At 42.4% G+C, this 17,914-nt stretch carries 22 protein-coding genes; 13 read left to right on the forward strand and 9 right to left on the reverse strand.

What is annotated here, in order from left to right:
• Positions 1–58: 58 nt before the first annotated feature.
• A complete protein-coding gene (locus ACYQ5K_RS10320) occupies positions 59–1,483 on the forward strand; it encodes a glycoside hydrolase family 32 protein (protein ID WP_459777536.1) in 1,425 nt (474 codons plus the stop codon).
• Positions 1,484–1,624: 141 nt separating this feature from the next.
• Here ACYQ5K_RS10320 and ACYQ5K_RS10325 read toward each other — a convergent pair whose 3' ends face one another.
• Complete coding sequence (locus tag ACYQ5K_RS10325) at positions 1,625–3,223, reverse strand: AAA-like domain-containing protein (protein ID WP_459777537.1); 1,599 nt, start codon at positions 3,221–3,223, stop codon at positions 1,625–1,627.
• 165 nt (positions 3,224–3,388) lie between these two features.
• Here ACYQ5K_RS10325 and ACYQ5K_RS10330 point away from each other — a divergent pair, with 165 nt between their 5' ends.
• The gene (locus tag ACYQ5K_RS10330; protein ID WP_173689260.1) at positions 3,389–3,883 is read left to right on the forward strand and encodes a GNAT family N-acetyltransferase; all 495 of its coding nucleotides are present in this window, start codon (positions 3,389–3,391) and stop codon (positions 3,881–3,883) included.
• 129 nt (positions 3,884–4,012) lie between these two features.
• Here the strand turns inward: ACYQ5K_RS10330 and ACYQ5K_RS10335 are convergent, their stop codons facing one another.
• Positions 4,013–4,204: a hypothetical protein gene (locus tag ACYQ5K_RS10335; protein ID WP_173689259.1), complete on the reverse strand. Its 192-nt coding sequence runs from the start codon at positions 4,202–4,204 to the stop codon at positions 4,013–4,015.
• Between the two features lie 210 nt (positions 4,205–4,414).
• Between ACYQ5K_RS10335 and ACYQ5K_RS10340 the strand changes: the two genes are divergently transcribed.
• The 4 genes from ACYQ5K_RS10340 to ACYQ5K_RS10355 all read left to right on the forward strand — a co-directional run bounded on the left by ACYQ5K_RS10340 (position 4,415) and on the right by ACYQ5K_RS10355 (position 7,773).
• Entirely contained in the window at positions 4,415–5,197 is a 783-nt protein-coding gene (locus ACYQ5K_RS10340; protein WP_173689258.1) for an HD domain-containing protein, read from the forward strand.
• 283 nt (positions 5,198–5,480) lie between these two features.
• Entirely contained in the window at positions 5,481–5,873 is a 393-nt protein-coding gene (locus ACYQ5K_RS10345; protein ID WP_055248714.1) for a GntR family transcriptional regulator, read from the forward strand.
• A complete protein-coding gene (locus ACYQ5K_RS10350; protein WP_055248716.1) occupies positions 5,870–7,285 on the forward strand; it encodes a hypothetical protein in 1,416 nt (471 codons plus the stop codon). The genes ACYQ5K_RS10345 and ACYQ5K_RS10350 overlap by 4 nt, the downstream gene beginning before the upstream one ends.
• Positions 7,286–7,425: 140 nt before the next feature.
• The gene (locus ACYQ5K_RS10355; RefSeq protein ID WP_055248717.1) at positions 7,426–7,773 is read left to right on the forward strand and encodes an Hpt domain-containing protein; all 348 of its coding nucleotides are present in this window, start codon (positions 7,426–7,428) and stop codon (positions 7,771–7,773) included.
• 66 nt (positions 7,774–7,839) lie between these two features.
• On the opposite strand, the gene ACYQ5K_RS10360 is transcribed toward ACYQ5K_RS10355, so the two are convergent.
• From ACYQ5K_RS10360 to ACYQ5K_RS10390, 7 genes are read right to left on the reverse strand one after another with little or no spacing between them, the layout of a single operon-like run.
• Positions 7,840–8,895 (reverse strand): type IV pilus twitching motility protein PilT, encoded by a 1,056-nt coding sequence (locus tag ACYQ5K_RS10360; RefSeq protein ID WP_055248719.1) that lies wholly within the window; start codon positions 8,893–8,895, stop codon positions 7,840–7,842.
• A gap of 19 nt (positions 8,896–8,914) precedes the next feature.
• Positions 8,915–9,367 (reverse strand): hypothetical protein, encoded by a 453-nt coding sequence (locus ACYQ5K_RS10365; RefSeq protein ID WP_055248721.1) that lies wholly within the window; start codon positions 9,365–9,367, stop codon positions 8,915–8,917.
• Between the two features lie 4 nt (positions 9,368–9,371).
• Complete coding sequence (locus ACYQ5K_RS10370; RefSeq protein WP_055248723.1) at positions 9,372–9,770, reverse strand: hypothetical protein; 399 nt, start codon at positions 9,768–9,770, stop codon at positions 9,372–9,374.
• 14 nt (positions 9,771–9,784) lie between these two features.
• A complete protein-coding gene (locus tag ACYQ5K_RS10375) occupies positions 9,785–10,273 on the reverse strand; it encodes a DUF4860 domain-containing protein (RefSeq protein ID WP_055248725.1) in 489 nt (162 codons plus the stop codon).
• Positions 10,274–10,285: 12 nt separating this feature from the next.
• Positions 10,286–10,624 carry a hypothetical protein gene (locus ACYQ5K_RS10380; RefSeq protein ID WP_055248727.1) on the reverse strand — a complete coding sequence of 113 codons (339 nt, stop codon included), beginning with the start codon at positions 10,622–10,624 and terminating at the stop codon, positions 10,286–10,288.
• A gap of 12 nt (positions 10,625–10,636) precedes the next feature.
• Positions 10,637–11,689: a type II secretion system F family protein gene (locus ACYQ5K_RS10385; protein ID WP_055248730.1), complete on the reverse strand. Its 1,053-nt coding sequence runs from the start codon at positions 11,687–11,689 to the stop codon at positions 10,637–10,639.
• Positions 11,690–11,747: 58 nt separating this feature from the next.
• Positions 11,748–12,719, reverse strand: a complete 972-nt coding sequence (locus tag ACYQ5K_RS10390; protein ID WP_242860819.1) for a transglutaminase-like domain-containing protein — start codon at positions 12,717–12,719, stop codon at positions 11,748–11,750.
• Between the two features lie 189 nt (positions 12,720–12,908).
• On the opposite strand from ACYQ5K_RS10390, the gene ACYQ5K_RS10395 reads away from it, so the two are divergent.
• The 7 genes from ACYQ5K_RS10395 to ACYQ5K_RS10425 all read left to right on the forward strand — a co-directional run bounded on the left by ACYQ5K_RS10395 (position 12,909) and on the right by ACYQ5K_RS10425 (position 17,793).
• A complete protein-coding gene (locus ACYQ5K_RS10395) occupies positions 12,909–14,153 on the forward strand; it encodes a BTAD domain-containing putative transcriptional regulator (protein WP_055248732.1) in 1,245 nt (414 codons plus the stop codon).
• A 47-nt stretch (positions 14,154–14,200) separates the two neighbouring features.
• Entirely contained in the window at positions 14,201–14,632 is a 432-nt protein-coding gene (locus ACYQ5K_RS10400) for a hypothetical protein (RefSeq protein ID WP_055248734.1), read from the forward strand.
• 289 nt (positions 14,633–14,921) lie between these two features.
• Entirely contained in the window at positions 14,922–15,836 is a 915-nt protein-coding gene (locus ACYQ5K_RS10405; protein ID WP_459777538.1) for a hypothetical protein, read from the forward strand.
• Between the two features lie 34 nt (positions 15,837–15,870).
• On the forward strand, positions 15,871–16,062 hold the full coding sequence (locus ACYQ5K_RS10410; protein ID WP_173689693.1) for a hypothetical protein: 192 nt from the start codon (positions 15,871–15,873) through the stop codon (positions 16,060–16,062).
• A gap of 44 nt (positions 16,063–16,106) precedes the next feature.
• Positions 16,107–16,322 carry a hypothetical protein gene (locus ACYQ5K_RS10415; protein ID WP_173689692.1) on the forward strand — a complete coding sequence of 72 codons (216 nt, stop codon included), beginning with the start codon at positions 16,107–16,109 and terminating at the stop codon, positions 16,320–16,322.
• A 282-nt stretch (positions 16,323–16,604) separates the two neighbouring features.
• Positions 16,605–17,555, forward strand: coding sequence for an RpnC/YadD family protein (locus ACYQ5K_RS10420; RefSeq protein WP_459777539.1), 951 nt, complete (start codon positions 16,605–16,607; stop codon positions 17,553–17,555).
• A gap of 34 nt (positions 17,556–17,589) precedes the next feature.
• Positions 17,590–17,793: a hypothetical protein gene (locus ACYQ5K_RS10425; protein ID WP_173689700.1), complete on the forward strand. Its 204-nt coding sequence runs from the start codon at positions 17,590–17,592 to the stop codon at positions 17,791–17,793.
• The last annotated feature ends 121 nt before the right edge of the window (positions 17,794–17,914 follow it).

Here is a 17,914-nt window from a genome sequence, read left to right on the forward strand (position 1 = left end):
CCGTATCACTACGGTTTTCGGACCGTTGCCTGCGGAACTATTTTCAGGAGAGAATCATATGAACGCATTAACCAGAGACCTTGTAAAATTGGTAAATATAGCAGAAGAGAATCAGGCAGCAAAAGAACAGACATCCGGCGCGCAGTTCCGTGAGAAGCTGCACCTGATGCCTCCGGTTGGCTGGCTCAACGATCCGAACGGACTTTGTCAGATGGATGGTGTGTTCCACGCATTTTTCCAGTACTCCCCATTTAATGCCGAAGGCGGTGTGAAAATGTGGGGCCATTACACCAGCACCAATCTGATCGACTGGGAATACAAAGGTGTATCTCTCTACCCGGATCAGCCATTTGACTGCCACGGTGTATATTCCGGATCTACCTTCCTTGAAGACGGTACGATGTATCTTTACTACACCGGAAATGTCAAGCTGGAAGATGGAGATTTTGATTATATCAACACCGGCCGTGAGGCAAATACCGTACTCGTCACAACCAAAGACGGAATCCATTTTGGCAGCAAAAAAGAACTGCTCCGCAACAGCGATTATCCTTCTGATCTGACCTGCCATGTGCGCGATCCGAAGGTCTGGAAAAAGGGCGATACCTACTACATGATCCAGGGCGCACGTACTAAAAATGATGTCGGTCAGGCATTGATTTTTGAGTCTTCTGACAAGGTAAACTGGAAGTTCCGCAGCCGTGTAGAATCTGAAAAGCCTTTCGGTTACATGTGGGAATGCCCGGATTACTTTGAAACAGATGGCACAAAAATTCTTTCCGCATCTGTCCAGGGTCTGGAAGGCGGAGAGTGGGATGACCGAAATGTATACCAGTCCGGTTACTTCCTTGTGGACGGCGACATTTTAGGTTCCTACAAGTTATCCCCATATCATCTGTGGGATTATGGTTTTGACTATTACGCTCCGCAGAGCTTCGAAGCAGAAGATGGAAGACGCATCCATATCAGCTGGATGGGAATGCCGGATTGCGAAGAATATACCAATCCGACCATCAAAGACGGATGGCAGCACTGCTTTACATTTCCAAGAGAAGTCTTTGTAAAAGATGGCAAGGTCTGCCAGAAACCGGTCCGCGAGCTTGATGCAAAAAAACAGCAGCTTCAGGATGTTCAGAACGAACTTACCCAGAGCGGCTGCCCGGTATATGAAGTAAATGTAGATGGAATCAAGGAGAATCATTTCCAGGCTGTCCTTTCAGATGAACTGATTCTTGACTATGAGAATGGACGGTTCCAGATGCATTTCACAAACAAAAGTAAAACTTCCGTATCCGCAGGCAGAAGCCTTCGATACGCCGAAGTCGGCACTCTGGAAAATGTAAAAATCCTTGCAGATACTTCTTCCGTTGAAGTATTTGTAAATGACGGAGAATTCGTATTCTCTACAAGATATTATCCAAATGATTATAAGATTGTGGTGCATTCCCCAAATGCCCACATTACATTCGATAAAATTCAGTAAATCGTATATGGGAAATCCCCCCAAGCTTCCCATATACGAAAACGCCAGACAGGGTACAGCAATCCCTTTTCCTCCTTTGCATGCTGTATCCTGCCTGGCATTTTTTAATTCTGATTGTTACACAATTTTTAATTCTGACTGTTACACAATTGCTTCTATAATTGTCTTTCCGTCAATTGTAATTTCTTTGACACCAGTTTCTTTTTTCCTGTTAAAATTAAAGCTGATCATATATCCTTTCTTCACATGATAATCATCAAGATATTCTATCAACTGATTTTCCCCACGATTATTATATTCCTTTCCATGCCAGATCTTCATTTCGATAATATACTGTTCACCCAAATAGTCTACAATAATATCGGTCCGTTTCTGCTCTCTGGTTTGAGTCTCTATATAATAATTGCCTGTTCCATTGATGATCGGTCTTAAATACAAAAGAAAATATTTTCTACCTTCATCTTCAAGAAATGTCTCATCACTGTCACCATATAAATCCTGAAAATGCTGTACAAATTTTTCAAGAACCAATCGCATATTCAAATACCCATTTGTGATAAACTGATTCTTGTCAATCAACGATGCCGCATAGATTTCCTTCTTCTGCATCTCCGCAGATGACAAATACAGATTATATAACCATGTTTCAAAAATACGGTTGGAAACTGCAAGCACTCCATTTTCATTTTTCACAAAGCCGAACATGGTCGCAATATTGATTGATGTCTCATAATAATTATACACAATCGCTTTTCCCGTAAATAAAAGTGAATAGAGCATACTGTTCAGTTCCTGATAGCTTTCCAATTTTTCACGCAACGACTCAAACAGCATATTTTTTTCTGAAAGCAAAATCCTTACCGCTTCCAGAAATCCCTTCTTCGTCCACGCACTTTTCTTATCGCCATACTCCTTCTTCACACTGATTTCCTCATCCAGAAGCTGACATATTCTCGACACCAGGAATGGATATCCGGATGTATACTCTCTGATCAGTCCGGCGAGTAATTCCACATCCATTCCTGTATGATAATCTTTTTCATACTCATCGAGCATTCCTGCAATTTCTTCTCTTGAAAAGCTCATATCTACTTTAAAATCCGCTGCAATATTCCACGGACTGTTATATTTATGAACTTCATCCGGACGGATTTTCCGCCTTAAATTCTTTACGTCATATACACCCGCCAAAATAACAGATCGGAATGTCGGCTGTATATCCCTTTCGATATACTGAGCACGAAGCTGCGCAAGAAAATCCAGAAACACCTGGTTATTCGATGCACTGTCAACCTCATCAATCATCAGTACAATCTTTTTTTCTGCTGCCGCACAGAGATCACTCAACTGTTCAAACAGCTCTTTTAACGAAAAATATTTATCTGTATAATCCGTACTATGCAAAATATTTTTTATCGTATCTTCCAGTTCTGGTGAAAGAGTATTTCTTTTTAACGACCGCAAAAATGAATTGATAAATGCTGCCGAAAAAACATTTCCATTTTCAAATTTATCATTATCAAAAGTCTGAAAATCCAGAAGAACAACATAATATTCTTTTTGCAGATAGCGATACAATGCACGAAGTGTTGTTGTCTTTCCATATTGTCGCGCACGGTTGATCGTAAAATATTTGCCGGCATCTACGAGGCTTTTGATCTCCTCCAGCCGTCTGGATATATCGACCATATAATGTTCTTCCAGTATGCATACTGCTGTTGTATTGAATACTTTTGGCATCGTCTTCTCAACTCCTTTTCGCACCACTGTTTCTTAGATTTTATCATTGCGGTGGGGGAATGGCAAGGGATTCTATCTTTCAGTTTTCTTCTCCACCTTTTCTTTTTTTATTTCAAATGTTATACTTCATATACAGCAAAAAACAGATAAAGGTAACGAATCACTATGTTAATCAGAAAAACACTTCCAGAAGATATAGACACGATTTTAAATATTTTTAACACCGCACGCCAGTTCATGCACGCAACCGGAAACCCGACACAGTGGAATGCAAATTATCCGGCTCTCGAAGATCTCGAACTGGATATCCAGAATGGTAACAGTTATATCTGCGTAGAAAATGATAAGGTCGTTGCCACCTTCACACTTATCATCGGAGACGAGCCGAACTATCAACTCATTGAAAATGGAAGCTGGCGTTCCGAGGCTCCATACGGAACCGTTCACCGCCTTGCATCTGACGGAACAACCAAAGGGATTGCACGGGCTTGCTTTGATTTTTGCAAGACACAGATCTCACATCTGCGTGTAGATACCCACAAGGATAATAAACCAATGCAGGCTTGCTTTAAGCAGAATGGATTTGAAGAATGTGGGATTATTTACGTCAGTGACGGGACTCCGCGGATCGCTTATGAATTTATTGGGATTTCTGAATAGAGGGGTATTTTTATGACAATCAATAGTATTTTAGAAGAAATCCGCAATTATAAAAAAGAAAATTCCCGTGTCCGGCGCAGGAGAAAGTAACTTGCACTTTATCCTGCGAGCAGACACGGGATTCTTATTTTACTCTATTCCATATTCTTTCAGGAGTTTTTCCTGATACTCAGGATCTTTTGTTGAGCGTTCTAAATCACTGTATCTTTTATCTGCTAACAGATACCCGTTCAGTCGATTGATATTTTGTATCCCTTCATCACGCCCTTCTCTTCTTAATGTCTTCTCATGCAATTTTTTATTATATGTTGTCAAAATCATTTCCAACACCTCCGCTCGATGTTTCTTGAGAAAATCTGCCAACACGTCCTGATTGATACAGGCATCATATGATTTGATTTTCTACATTCGCCTTATTTCAAATAATACTGGTTTCTTCTGGCAGAAGCAATTAAAAAAGAATAAAATTTGTGTTATCATATTCATAAAGCTTTTAATCACTAACCATACATTTTCAGGAGGCTTAACTTCATGTACTATCCACTCGCACAACAAGAATTTGAATCTTACCTTAACGGATACGACCGCGAAAATGACCGCATCAAATTAAAGATCATCCACACCTACGGCGTTGTAAAGCAGGCAGAAGAGCTTGCCGGAAGGATGCATCTTTCAGCCGAAGACACCGACCTTACAAGACTCATTGCACTACTTCACGACATCGGACGTTTTGAACAGTTAAAGCGCTACGACAGCTTTGAGCCGGGCACAATGGATCACGCTGCTTACGGTGTAAAGGTGCTCTTTGATGAAGGCATGATCCGCCGCTTTCTTCCGGAGGATAAATGGGACTCCATCATTTACACTGCAATCGCCCACCACAGCGATTATGAACTCCCTGAGATCTCAGATCCGCAGACACTTTTACACGCAAAGCTGATCCGTGATGAGGACAAATTGGACAACTGCCGTGTAAAGCTCGTAGACTCCACAAGCACCTTTATTAACGTTTCTGAAGAAGAACTCGGTACACAGAATATAACCCAAAAGGTATACGAAACAGTGTTTGAAAATAAATGTATCCTTTCCGCAGACCGCGTCACACAGATGGATTACTGGGTATCTTATATCGTCTATTTCTTCGATATTAACTTCAAAGAAAGCTTTGATATTATAGCAGAGAATGACTATTTAAACCGAATTATCGACCGGATTTCATACAGCAATCCGGTTACAAAAGAGCAGATGGAGGAAATCCGTGTCTATATGCAGAATTTTATTAATTTACACCATACAAACAGCCAATCCTTTTAACCCATTTAGCTCGCAAAATTACCAGGCTGTAAAAAATGTTTTTAAACTTTTACAATTTTAGTCAGGCGAATATTTGCCCGCTATTTGTTTAACTTAATCAAAACACAAATCACATAAAAAATTAGGAAACTGACATACGCGCTTTCATAGGAGCAAATTCTAAGATCTATTTGCACCTTGAAAGCGCGTATATATTTTTCCTGATTTTTTTCATCCTCCTATTGTATTATTTGTATTATATGATATAATACAAATAAATCTCACAGAAAGGAGATGCTGATATATGATTATCAAGATCAACATGCAGTCCGAAGTCCCAATCTACCTTCAGCTGCGCAACGAGATTGTCAAAGGAATCGGACGTGGTGAATTCGAGCCGGGGGAATCACTTCCGACTGTCCGCCAGATGGCAACCGATCTCGGAATCAATACCATGACCGCCAGCAAAGCTTACCAGCTTTTGAAGGCAGAAGGCTTTCTCGAGACAGACCGACGCAAGGGAACAACCATCTGTTATCCCACTTGCTCTGCTCCACAAGATAACCGCTTTGACGAAAAGCTGGCAGACGAACTGGAACTTTTAAGCGCAGAAGCAAAGTTCCACGGCATGAATCTGACAGACTTCCTGGAACTCTGCCAGAGAGCATTTAACGAAATGGAGGTAACAGCGAAATGATGATGCTGATTATATTTTTAATTACAGACATTTCCATGGTCGGCATCTTTGCCGGAGTCTATGGAAATATTGCAAAATACCGGGAAGGAATGCTGATGGGAGTCCATATTCCCAAATCCGAGCTTGAACATCCCGACATAAAAGAGCTTCTCCAGCTTTATAAAAAGCGTAACCGCCAGTTTTATTTGTGGAACATGCTGGCAGGAATTGCGGTATGCCTGCTTTGCTTTACTTACTTTTCTATTTTTATTACCGTATGGACACTGTGGTTAGTAGAATTCTGCCTTCTTACCATCCTCCGTGTCTATCATTATCACCAGAAAGTATACGACATTAAGCAGAAAAATGGATGGATCAGCTCAGCAAATGCAGATGTGTCCGCTGCAGTGGATACCCGCACTTCCTCACAAATTGCGAAAAAGATACTGCCGGCAAAGCTTCATCTGATCCCGGCTGCAGTGATCCTGATCCCGCTGTTTTTCCCTCAAATCCGTACTTATCTTCTGAACGAAAGTGATGGCAGAATCATGTTCCTCTGCACAATTCTTGTTTCGACAGCTTACATGGGTGTCGGCTATTTCTTCGCCCATATGCCAAACAAAATTTACAGTGAAAATTCACAGATCAACCTGCAGATCAACGCACTGGAAAAGCGTTTATACACCGTATTCCTTTTCCTCTCCAACATTTGCAATACCGGCGCCTATCTCGGGATCATCCGGGATATTGCATCCAGCAACTGGATTGGCGGAGTTGGAATGGGAATCTACATTTTCCTCGAACTGATACCAACTGCCATCATATTGATCGTGTTTTTCTGGCTACGTAAAGAAAAAGAGCGGATCCTCGCCCAGGACAGCACACCATTTTATATTGATGACGACTATTACTGGCGAAAAGGCTGGTACAACAATCCAAATGACAAACGGTATTTTGTACAGGACCGTGTGAACAGCATGAATTATTCTCTGAACTACGGACACCCTTCTGCGAAATATGTCACCGGAGGAATGCTCGTCGGCACTGGGCTTCTTCTCCTCTGGATGTGTATCCTCTGTATCCGGATTGATTTTACACCGATCCGCCTGACGGAAAATGCTGCCCAGTATTCTATTACATCCGGCTATAAAACAGCAACCTTTGCTCTTGCCGATGTGGAATCAGTAACTCTTCTGGATAATCTGCCGGATGAAAAATTCTACCGGTCTGATGGCTCCGAAGATAACAGCAAACTTCTCGGTAATTTCCGCGGCAGCAAAACAGGGCATTGCCAGATGTACATCTGGATCGAACACGCTCCGATCCTCCAGATCAAAACAAAAAATACCACCATTTTTCTGAACAGCAGCAACGAAGCACAGACTAAAGAATGGTACGATCAGTTAAAGGATGAAATTTCTTCGAAGGAATAAGCCTTTTTCATTACCATAATAATCCATAATACGAAATTCCTTGTAAAGTGTAACACGTCATGCTACAATCATGTTAAGATGTTGGGTCAAAAATATACGGATTTCACAAAGATAAAAAAGTTCAGAAAGGACTGTAGACAATGACACTTCAAGAATGTTATGTAAAAATTGGTGGCGATTATAATGATATTCTTCACCGGTTTATGAATGAAAATATGGTACGCAAATTTGTCCTCAAATTTCCGCAGGACAACAATATGGCTTTATTTGAAGAATCCTGGACTAAAAAGAACTACGAAACTGCATTTCGTGCAATGCACACCTTAAAAGGTGTTGCCATAAACCTTGGATTTACTACACTTTACAATGCCAGCAGCGCTCTGACCGAAAAGCTCCGCAGCCAGGAATATGACAACCTTGACGGTATGATCGCCGATGTCAAAAAACAATATGATATCGTGATCGAAGCAATTGCAGCCCTTGACTAAATCTTAAAACACTGACGATAAACAGGAAGAGACTGCTTCACCGCAGCCCCTTCCTGTTATGCTTTTCTATAGCTTTTTCTTCAACATTTCCGGATTTGATGCATAGGAGAGAGCCGTCTCCGCCGTGATCCTTCCCTCTTTATACAGATTCAGAAGACCAAAATCCATCGAATGCATTTCTTCTTTATTAGATGAATACACGATCCCATCAATCTGCGGAACCTTATTATCGCGGATCATATTGCGGATCGCCGGAGTGATCGTCATGACCTCAAATACCGGGACCTGTTTTCCATCCACTGTCGGCACAAGCTGCTGTGAAATTACAGCCTGCAATACCATGGACAGCTGAACTGCAATCTGCCTCTGCTGGTTTGCCGGAAATACATCAATGATACGGTCAACCGTATTTGCTGCTCCGATCGTATGCAGGGTAGAAAATACCAGATGCCCGGTTTCCGCTGCTGTCATTGCCACATCGATCGTCTCATAATCACGCATTTCACCAAGCAGGATCACATCCGGACTCTGCCGGAGCGAAGCACGTAGCGCATTAACGTAGCTTTCCGTATCCACGTTGATTTCCCTCTGGCTTACAATACTTTTATCATGCCGGTGCAGATACTCGATCGGATCTTCCAGCGTAATGATATGCTTTTCCATTGAATGATTGATCTTATCCACCAGACAGGCAAGCGTAGTGGATTTTCCACTTCCCGCCGGTCCCGTCACAAGCACCAGACCTTTTGACAGGTTATAAAAGCTCATCACCGGGTCCGGAATCCCGATCTCATTCGGCTCCGGCAGTTCAAATGTGATCACACGGATAACGGCAGAGAGCGCGCCCCTCTGTTTGTACGCACTGACACGGAATCTTGAAAGTCCCGGAATAGCAAAAGAAAAATCATCATCTCCTTTTTCTTCAAGAACCCGGATGTCCCGTCCTCCTGCCAGCTTATATAATTCCTCAACGCATTCTTTCGTCTGCGGTGGCATCAGCTTTTCTTCCTTCTCCCTGCAGATTCTTCCATTTGCCCGATAAGAAACCGGAAGACCTGCTACAACAAATATATCCGATGCATGATTTGAAACTGCCTGCTGAAGCAGTACAATGATATCCATAGCCCAAACTCCTTTCGCGTCAGTCGCTTCCAAGTACCGGAAGTGTTGACTTTTCTTCCCATTTCTCAGATGCTGACTCTTTCCATTTTACAACCTTCTGCGTTCCCTTTACCGGATCTGCCAGGATCTCGACTTCCAGATTCTGACTGTCCGTGACCGGAACCACAAAGAAAATATCCAGATTCTCTCCGTCTTCTTCAGCTGTCACGCCCTCAATCTGCCGAATCGCAAATACAGGATCCTCTTTTGCAAATGCATCATCAATCTGCGCCATGATCTGCGCCGCTTTTGCATTTGCCTCACAATACGCCGTTTCCCGGCTGGCAAGCTGCTGGCTATAACTCTGATCCCTTTTTGCACTTGACAGCGAGAGTGTGGCAAATGTCACCAGACACAGGATCACAAAGATCACAAGCAGGTACGACGTTCCGATCTGAATCCCCGGGTACGATCCCCGTTTCTTTTTCTTCATCCCGTCACTCCCTTTCCGTGCCTGTCATCCGGTCTGTTTCCACCGAATAGATTTCTTCCGGCTGTTCTCCGGACAGGCGTTGCACCGTAAATGTTCCATGCAAAAGCTTTCCATCCGGCTCCACCCGGATCACGATCTCATACGAAGCCTCATCCTTACTACATTCCTGCCAGTCTGCGTCATAGAAGACCTCTGTGTCCTCCGTCAGCTCATCCGCAAGAAAAAGCTCTGTATACCCGGAAACCTTCTCAAGCGCCGTATTCAGTTCCTGTGTCTCGCGGCTGATCGTGTGCGCCTTCACAAAAATCTGCACACACACCGCCGAGGCAAGACAAAAAAATAAAATTGCAATCATCAGTTCCAGCAAAAACAGGCTGGAACGCTTTGCCGGTGTCCGTTCCATAACTCTTCTCCAATCTATCTTGCAGCACTCTTCACACTGACAAATGTATCTGTCTTTTTCCCATCTTCATTTTCACAATACAGATGAAAAATCCCATTTGAAGTTTCCTTCGCCTCGAAGTCCTTTGTTTCCAGGATCTTCCGTCCATCGGATGCCTTTGCTTCCGTTCCATCCTGGATAAAAAGCTCTCTTAAGTATCCATCATACGCATACAGATATGTCACATATTCCTTCTCACCATAACGCTGCCGGATCACGAGAGCATTTTCCCCATCAAAAGTTCCGTCTGCTATCGCACCATTTTCATCATTCTGGTGCATTTTCTCCGTCACATAGGCAAGTGCTGTCCGTCCCGAATAGGAATCCGACGAGGTCTTCACCTGCCGGCTGTAAAATCCCGATGCAAGAACCACAATGGCGACCGATGATGCCGCCAGCACGAAGAAGACTGCTAGAGGAAAAAGGAAATCAATCACATGCTTTTTTTCATTTCTACGCTTCATGTCCATTTCCTCCTATCGTTCGATCACCGTAATGTCCGGAAGAATATTGGCACCGGCAATCTGATAATCAATAAAAAACTGCTTCTTGTCATACTGGATCCCACAGTTTTCTGTCAGATCATCAAGCGTCTCCGGATAGTGTCCCTCCAACGCATAGTACTGCGTCACACCACGCCAGAGTGCATTTTCCAGACTTTCCTTCTGCCTGCGTCTCGTTGTGTCCGAAAGCCTTTCAAAACCACTGAAAAAAGCACTGCAGATACATACAAACAGCAGAAGGGACAGACAGAAATTCCGAAGTGGTCGCTGCCGTTTTCCGTGATAAAACCGTTCCCGTTCTTTTCTCCACATAGCATACGCCTCCTAAAGTCCTGACATAATTCCAAGAAGCGGAAGCATAACCGACAGAAGGATCGTTCCGACGATCACCGACAGGATGATCACCAGCGTCGGTTCCAGAACTGCGATCATCGAAGAAAGCTTTTCATCCACTTCCTCCTCACACTCATCGGCAATCCTTCCCATCACCTCATCCATCATTCCGGCTTTCCCGGCAATGGATGTCATCCGCGCATAAACACCCGTGAAAATTCCGGCCTTCACCAGCGCCTCTGCGATATCCGTTCCATTTTCCATATCCGCTTTGCATCCTGCTACTTTCTTCCGGAAATCATCATCCTCGATCAGGTTCTCCGAAAATTCCATTCCCTGTTCCGGCGTCAGTCCGCTTTTCAGTGCCAGTGACATTCCACCTGCAAACCGGCATGCCGACAGCTTATCCTTCAGCTCCCTTGAAAATGCAAACCCGGATCCGATGTGATACATTTTCTTTCTGCCGCTCTCTGTCTTTGTAAAATAAATACCCGCACAGACGATCACCGCCAAAAGTACCGCAAACACCGCCGAATATCTGGAAAGAGCATTGCCTGCAAGCAGGATCCCTCTTGAAAATCCGGTCATTTCCTGGCCAAGCTGGCGGAACACCTGATCAAATACCGGCATAACCTTTGTCATCAAAATGATAATGATCACCAGCATCATTCCGATCATCAGAAGAGGGTAGGAGATGGCACTCCGGATACTTCTCCTGATTGCTTCCTCACGTTCATAATGCTCTGCCAGAGATTCCATTACTTCATCTAAAGCTCCTGTCTCTTCTCCGATCTGCGTCATACGGATCAGATACTCCGGAAATACTTTCGTCTCTTCCAGTGCCTGATCCAGCCTGCCCGTATCCATCACCGACTGATAAATCTCATCCAGCAGCTCTTTTTCTGCCTTCGTCTGCGCATCCTCCCGGAGAAGATCAACTCCCTCCAGGGAAGAAATCCCGGACTTCAGGATCATTGCCATTTCACTGCAGAACGAAGCAATTTCCAGATTCGTAAGCTTCCCCTGCTGTGTCCGCTTTTCCATATATGCCATCCTCCTTTTCACATTCCTGCCACATTCTTCTTATCCGGCTTCCTTTTATCTAATAGGTATACTTTGTGACATAATTCTTTCCATTTCCCACATACTTCTTCACATCCGAAGCACTGTTGTTTGCAGCAAGTGTCGGATCCATGATCGACCAGTTCTTTCCATCAAATTCAATGATGTTATCCACCCAGCCGATCTCATCAACATAACAGCTGATCCATGCATGATACACATCACCGGAATAGCCGACCTCCAGCTTCGTCGGAATCCGCTGCGACCGGAGCATTGCCGACATCAGCGCCGCATAATCAAAACAGATTCCTTTCCCGGTATCCAGTGTCTCATCCGGATCCGGTGTGTACCCATACGGAACATTCTCCGCTTTCTTTTTATCATAGGAAATATTTTTAATTACAAAATTATAAATCTGCGTTACCACATCCAGATCAGAATAGCAATCCTTTCCGGCAAGGCTCTCGCCCTTTTTTACACACTTGGAATCTGCCGTGAAATTCACATAATAATTCGGATGCAGAAACGGGGCAAATTCATCTGTGATCTGTACGTCCAGATCCTGGGTAAAGCTTACCGCATACAGATTGTCATCTACAGACACACTCTCCAGAAGTGTTACCTTATAAGAACCATTCCCGCCCGGAAGCGGATAAACCGCATAATCACCAACAACCGTAACCGGATAGGTATACTCTGTGCCATCCGGGGATGTCACCTGGATCTTGACTTTTTCATTACTTCCATTATAACAGATCATCACATAGCCATCTGCCGTATGGGATGCATCCAGTACAACCAGGTCATTTCCATATGTCACTTCACTGGAAGCCTCCGTCTGAAGCACCTGCGCCGACGGATCTCTCAGATCTCCCTTTTTCCCGGACTGGCTTTTTTTCCCACCCGATGCACATCCGCCAGGTATCAGTACACCTGTCAGAAATAGCAGAAAAAAGAAAAGAAAAATCCTCTGCCAGCGTCGTTTTTGTTCATATAAGCCTTTCTGCTGCACAGAATTCCTCCCTTCTTTTTCACACTAAAACAGTCCCAAAAACTCAACTAGAAAAATTATAGCATAACAAAAACATTAAAAGAAGTTATTTGGTCTAAAATGCTTTAATTTATTTGACAAAGAAATCAAAGACCATTACAATAGAAGTCAGTTATAAACCATCACAATAGTAAAATTGGGGGTTAATTTATGAGTGATCATTTACCTGTCTTAAAGGTTCGTTTATTCGGAGGATTCTCAGCAAGCTACGGAGAGATTCCCGTATCATTCGGACGCAACACAACGACAAAAGCAATGAAATTGTTGCAGATATTACTCTACCATGGCGATACCGGTATCTCCAGAGATAAGCTTCTTGATGAACTGTACGGAAGAGAAGAACTTGCCGATGCTGCCAACAACCTTCGGGTAACCGCACACCGTCTTAAAAAGATCATCGTAGACGCCGGACTTCCGAGCCATGATTATATCAACATCAAAAAAGGTATTTACCGATGGGATGCTCCGATGCCGACTGAAGTTGATGCACATCAGTTTAAGGTTCTGTCAAAAGACGTGCAGGCGTGTACCGATAAGGTAAAAAAGCTGGCACTTCTTAAGAAGATCTGTCTGATGTACCGTGGGGAATTTCTTCCGGAACTCTCGGGCGATGAATGGGTTCTTGTTGAAAGCGTACAATATAAGAATATTTATTCCGAATCCCTTCAGGAGCTCTGTAAGCTTCTGAATCGAACCGGAGATTATGAAGAGACGCTTCGTTTCTGTGAGCCGGCATGTCAGTTATATCCGTTCGATGAATGGCAATCCATCCGCATCGACTGCTATATGGCACTGAACCGCTATAAGGATGCTGTGCAGGAATATGAGAACACTGCCAAATTATTTTTCGAAGAGCTTGGAATCCGCCCTTCTGAACATATGATGCAGCAGTTCGAGCAGATGAGCAGCCGTCTTAACTACAAACCACAGGAACTCGGCGACATCAAAGAACGTCTGAAAGAGGACGATGTACGCGGCGGTGCTTTTTACTGCAGCCTGCCAAGTTTCCGTGACAGTTACCGCCTTGTTTCCCGAATCATTGAGAGGAACGGACAGTCTGTATACTTAATGTTATGTAGCATCACCAACGGAAAAGGAATGCCGATGGACAAGCCGGACAAGCTTGAAGTTCTTTCAGGCGAGCTTCAGAATACGATCCAGCAGTGTCTGCGTAAAGGAGACTCCTTTACCAAATACAGCCCATCACAGTTTCTGATACTTCTCGTTGGTACGAATAAAGAGAACTGCAGCATGATTTTCGACAGAATCCAGAGATACTTCTCCAGAGAGCATAAAAGCTGGAAGCAGTACCTGGACTACTTCGTGTCCTCTGTAGCCGAAGTAGACCGGCAAGATTCACCGATTCAGTTCAATACTGAGAATAAAACCTGGTAAGCTGCAATCATGTTATCTTCGCAGCAGGGCAGAAATGGGGATAATTTATGGAACAGAGCTATCAAATCAGTTGGTATGCACCAAACTTTATTAACATGTGTATTGATAATATTAATGATGGAGAGCTGTCCGGTCGCATTTATCACTGCTACAGCAAAGAACCCTGGAAATTCACCAATATCCTTCAGCTGATCGAATTAGCTGATGATTTCTTCGACAAACTCGAATTTCCACAGGCCTCCACCAGCGCACGTTCTTTCACTTCAACCCAGTTTTCATGTGTTGACCAGCTTGATAAAGTACGGTCACCGGAAGATTTCATCGAGAATCGTGGACAAAAAGGGACTTTCTTTCTCAATGTCAGATACCGCCAGAATTCATCCTGGCAGGGCATCGTCCGCTGGATTGAAGGTAACTCTACACAGCAGTTTGTAAGCGTACTTGAACTGCTTAAAATTCTCAGCAATGCATTAACTTAAATGAATGGCATTATGAGAGATATCATTACATGAATGAATAAGAATTATACAGGCATTGTCTGATCACGGAATATGATCGGACGGTGCCTTTTAATTATCTTAAAATTTTATTCTTTTTTAATTGCTTTTCGCAAAAGACTCCAGTACCATCTGAATAGGCGTATGTAGAAAATCGAATCATATATCATATATGAATTCTTTGATTGTAGAAAAAATTATATATCTACATGAAACATGAGATATGGCGAATTTACTTATGAACTGTTTTCTATTATAATGGAGGTAAGCAATGGAAAAACAAAAGAAGAAATCTCGCCATAGCAAACAAACCCACAACCGGCAGTATAAGGACCGGTTATGGAGAATGATCTTTAATAACAAAGAAGATCTGCTGCAGCTTTATAATGCGATCAACCACACGGACTATCAGAATCCCGATGACCTGGAAGTAAATACATTGGAAGATGTCCTTTATCTGTCCATGAAAAATGATGTATCCTTTTTGGTCGGCGGAACCATGAATCTGTATGAGCATCAAAGCACTTTTAACCCAAACATGCCGCTTCGCGGAGTCTTTTATTTCTCCCGGGTATATGAAGGGTATGTTGCAGATAATAATCTGATGATCTACCATGAAAAAAGAGTCCGGCTTCCAAAGCCGAAATATATTGTCTTTTACAATGGTACAAAAAACCAGCCAGATTCCATGGAGTTAAAGCTTTCAGACTGCTTTGAAAATACAGATAACGAAGCACCTTGCCTGGAATGCACCGCAACCATGTTGAATATCAACTATGGTCACAATCAGGAACTGATGAAGCATTGCAGAAGGCTTGAAGAATATTCCATATTCGTCCAATGTGTCAGGGAATATATACAGTCGGAACCTTCTGTGGAAGATGCATTAGAAAAGGCAATTGATACCTGTATTCACCAGGATGTGTTGGCAGATTTTCTCAAGAAACATCGAGCGGAGGTGACAAATATGATCCTGACGACATATGATAAAGACTTATATGAGAAAACCTTGAAGGAAGATGCCAGAGAAGAAGGTAGAGAAGAAGGTATGGAATATCTAAATCAGCTAAACAAATATCTTTTAAAATCCAAGCGCTACAGCGACCTCGAACGTGCTACCGAAGATATCGAATATCAAAAGAAACTATTAAAAGAATTTGGCATTGAATTGAATAACACTAAGTAAATTATCTACGTTATGCCAAACGGAGGTAACAAATATGATCTTAACAACATATGACAAAGACTTATATGAGAAAGCCTTGAAGGAAGATGCCAGAGAAGAAGGACTTGAGTCAGGAATCTTACTAGCTAAATACCTTTTTAATGATAACCGCTCCAAAGACTTGGAGCGTGCTTCTAAAGATATTGAATATCAAAAAAAGTTGCTGAAAGAATATGGCATTGAGTAGAACCCAATAAATTATCTGCGCTATACCAAACGGAGGTGTTGCACATGATCTTAACGACATACGATAAAGACTTGTATGAAAAGACTTTGAAAGAGGACGCAAGAGAGGAAGGTAGAGAAGAAGGCAGAGCTGAAATAATAGCAGAATTAAACCAATTAACCAAATATCTCCTAAAAGCCAAACGCTACAACGATCTGGAACGTGCCGCAAAAGACATCGAGTACCAAAAGAAACTATTAAAAGAATTTGGTATTGAATAATCCTAAAACATAAATTCCATGTCCGATCACAAACTAAGATGCAATTCATCTTTTTCTGTCATCCGGCATGGGATTTTTCTTTTTAATTCCATAGAAAATTTTATTCTTTTTTAATTGCTTTTCACCAAGAACTCCAGTAGCATTTGAATAGGCGTATGTAGAAAATCGAATCATATATGATATATGAATTCTTTGATTGTAGAAAAAATTATATATCTACATGAAACATGAGCTCTGGCGAATTTACTTATGAACTGTTTTCTATTATAATGGAGGTAAGCAATGGAAAAACAAAAGAAGAAATCTCGCCATAGCAAACAAACCCACAACCGGCAGTATAAGGACCGGTTATGGAGAATGGTCTTTAATAACAAAGAAGATCTGCTGCAGCTTTATAATGCGATCAACCACACAGACTATCAGAATCCCGATGACCTGGAAGTAAATACATTGGAAGATGTCCTTTATCTGTCCATGAAAAATGATGTATCCTTTTTGGTTGGCGGAACCATGAATCTGTATGAGCATCAAAGCACTTTTAACCCAAACATGCCGCTTCGCGGAGTCTTTTATTTCTCCCGGTTATATGAAGGGTATGTTGCAGATAATAATCTGATGATCTACCATGAAAAAAGAGTACGGCTTCCAAAGCCGAAATATATTGTCTTTTACAATGGTACAAAAAACCAGCCAGATTCCATGGAATTAAGGCTTTCAGACTGCTTTGAAAATACAGATAACGAAGCACCTTGCCTGGAATGCACCGCAACCATGTTGAACATCAACTATGGTCACAATCAGGAACTGATGAAGCACTGCAGAAGGCTTGAAGAATATTCCATATTCGTCCAATGTGTCAGGGAATATATACAGTCGGAACCTTCTGTGGAAGATGCATTAGAAAAGGCAATTGATACCTGTATTCACCAGGATGTGCTGGCAGATTTTCTCAAGAAACATCGAGCGGAGGTGACGAATATGATCCTGACGACATATGATAAAGACTTATATGAGAAGACTTTGAAGGAAGATGCAAGAGAAGAAGGGCTTATGACAGGACGCGTTCAAGGCAGAGAGGAAGGACGCGCTGAAACCAGAGCAGAATTAAACCAATTAACCATATGTCTTCTAAATGCCAAACGCTACAACGATCTGGAACATGCCGCAAAAGACATCGAATACCAAAAGAAACTATTAAAAGAATTTGGCATTGAATTGAATGGAACTAAGTAAATTATCTGCGCTATACCAAACGGAGGTGTTGCACATGATCTTAACGACATACGATAAAGACTTGTATGAAAAGACTTTGAAAGAGGACGCAAGAGAGGAAGGTAGAGCTGAAATAATAGCAGAATTAAACCAATTAACCAAATATCTCCTAAAAGCCAAACGCTACAACGATCTGGAACGTGCCGCAAAAGACATCGAGTACCAAAACAAACTATTAAAAGAATTCGGCATTGAATAATCCTAAAACATAAATCCCATGTCCGATCACAGATTAAGATGCAATTCATCTTTTCCTGTCATCCGGCATGGGATTTTTCTTTTTAATTCTATAGAAAATTTTATTCTTTCTACTACAATAT

The sequence above is a fragment of the Allocoprococcus similis genome, assembly GCF_054660775.1.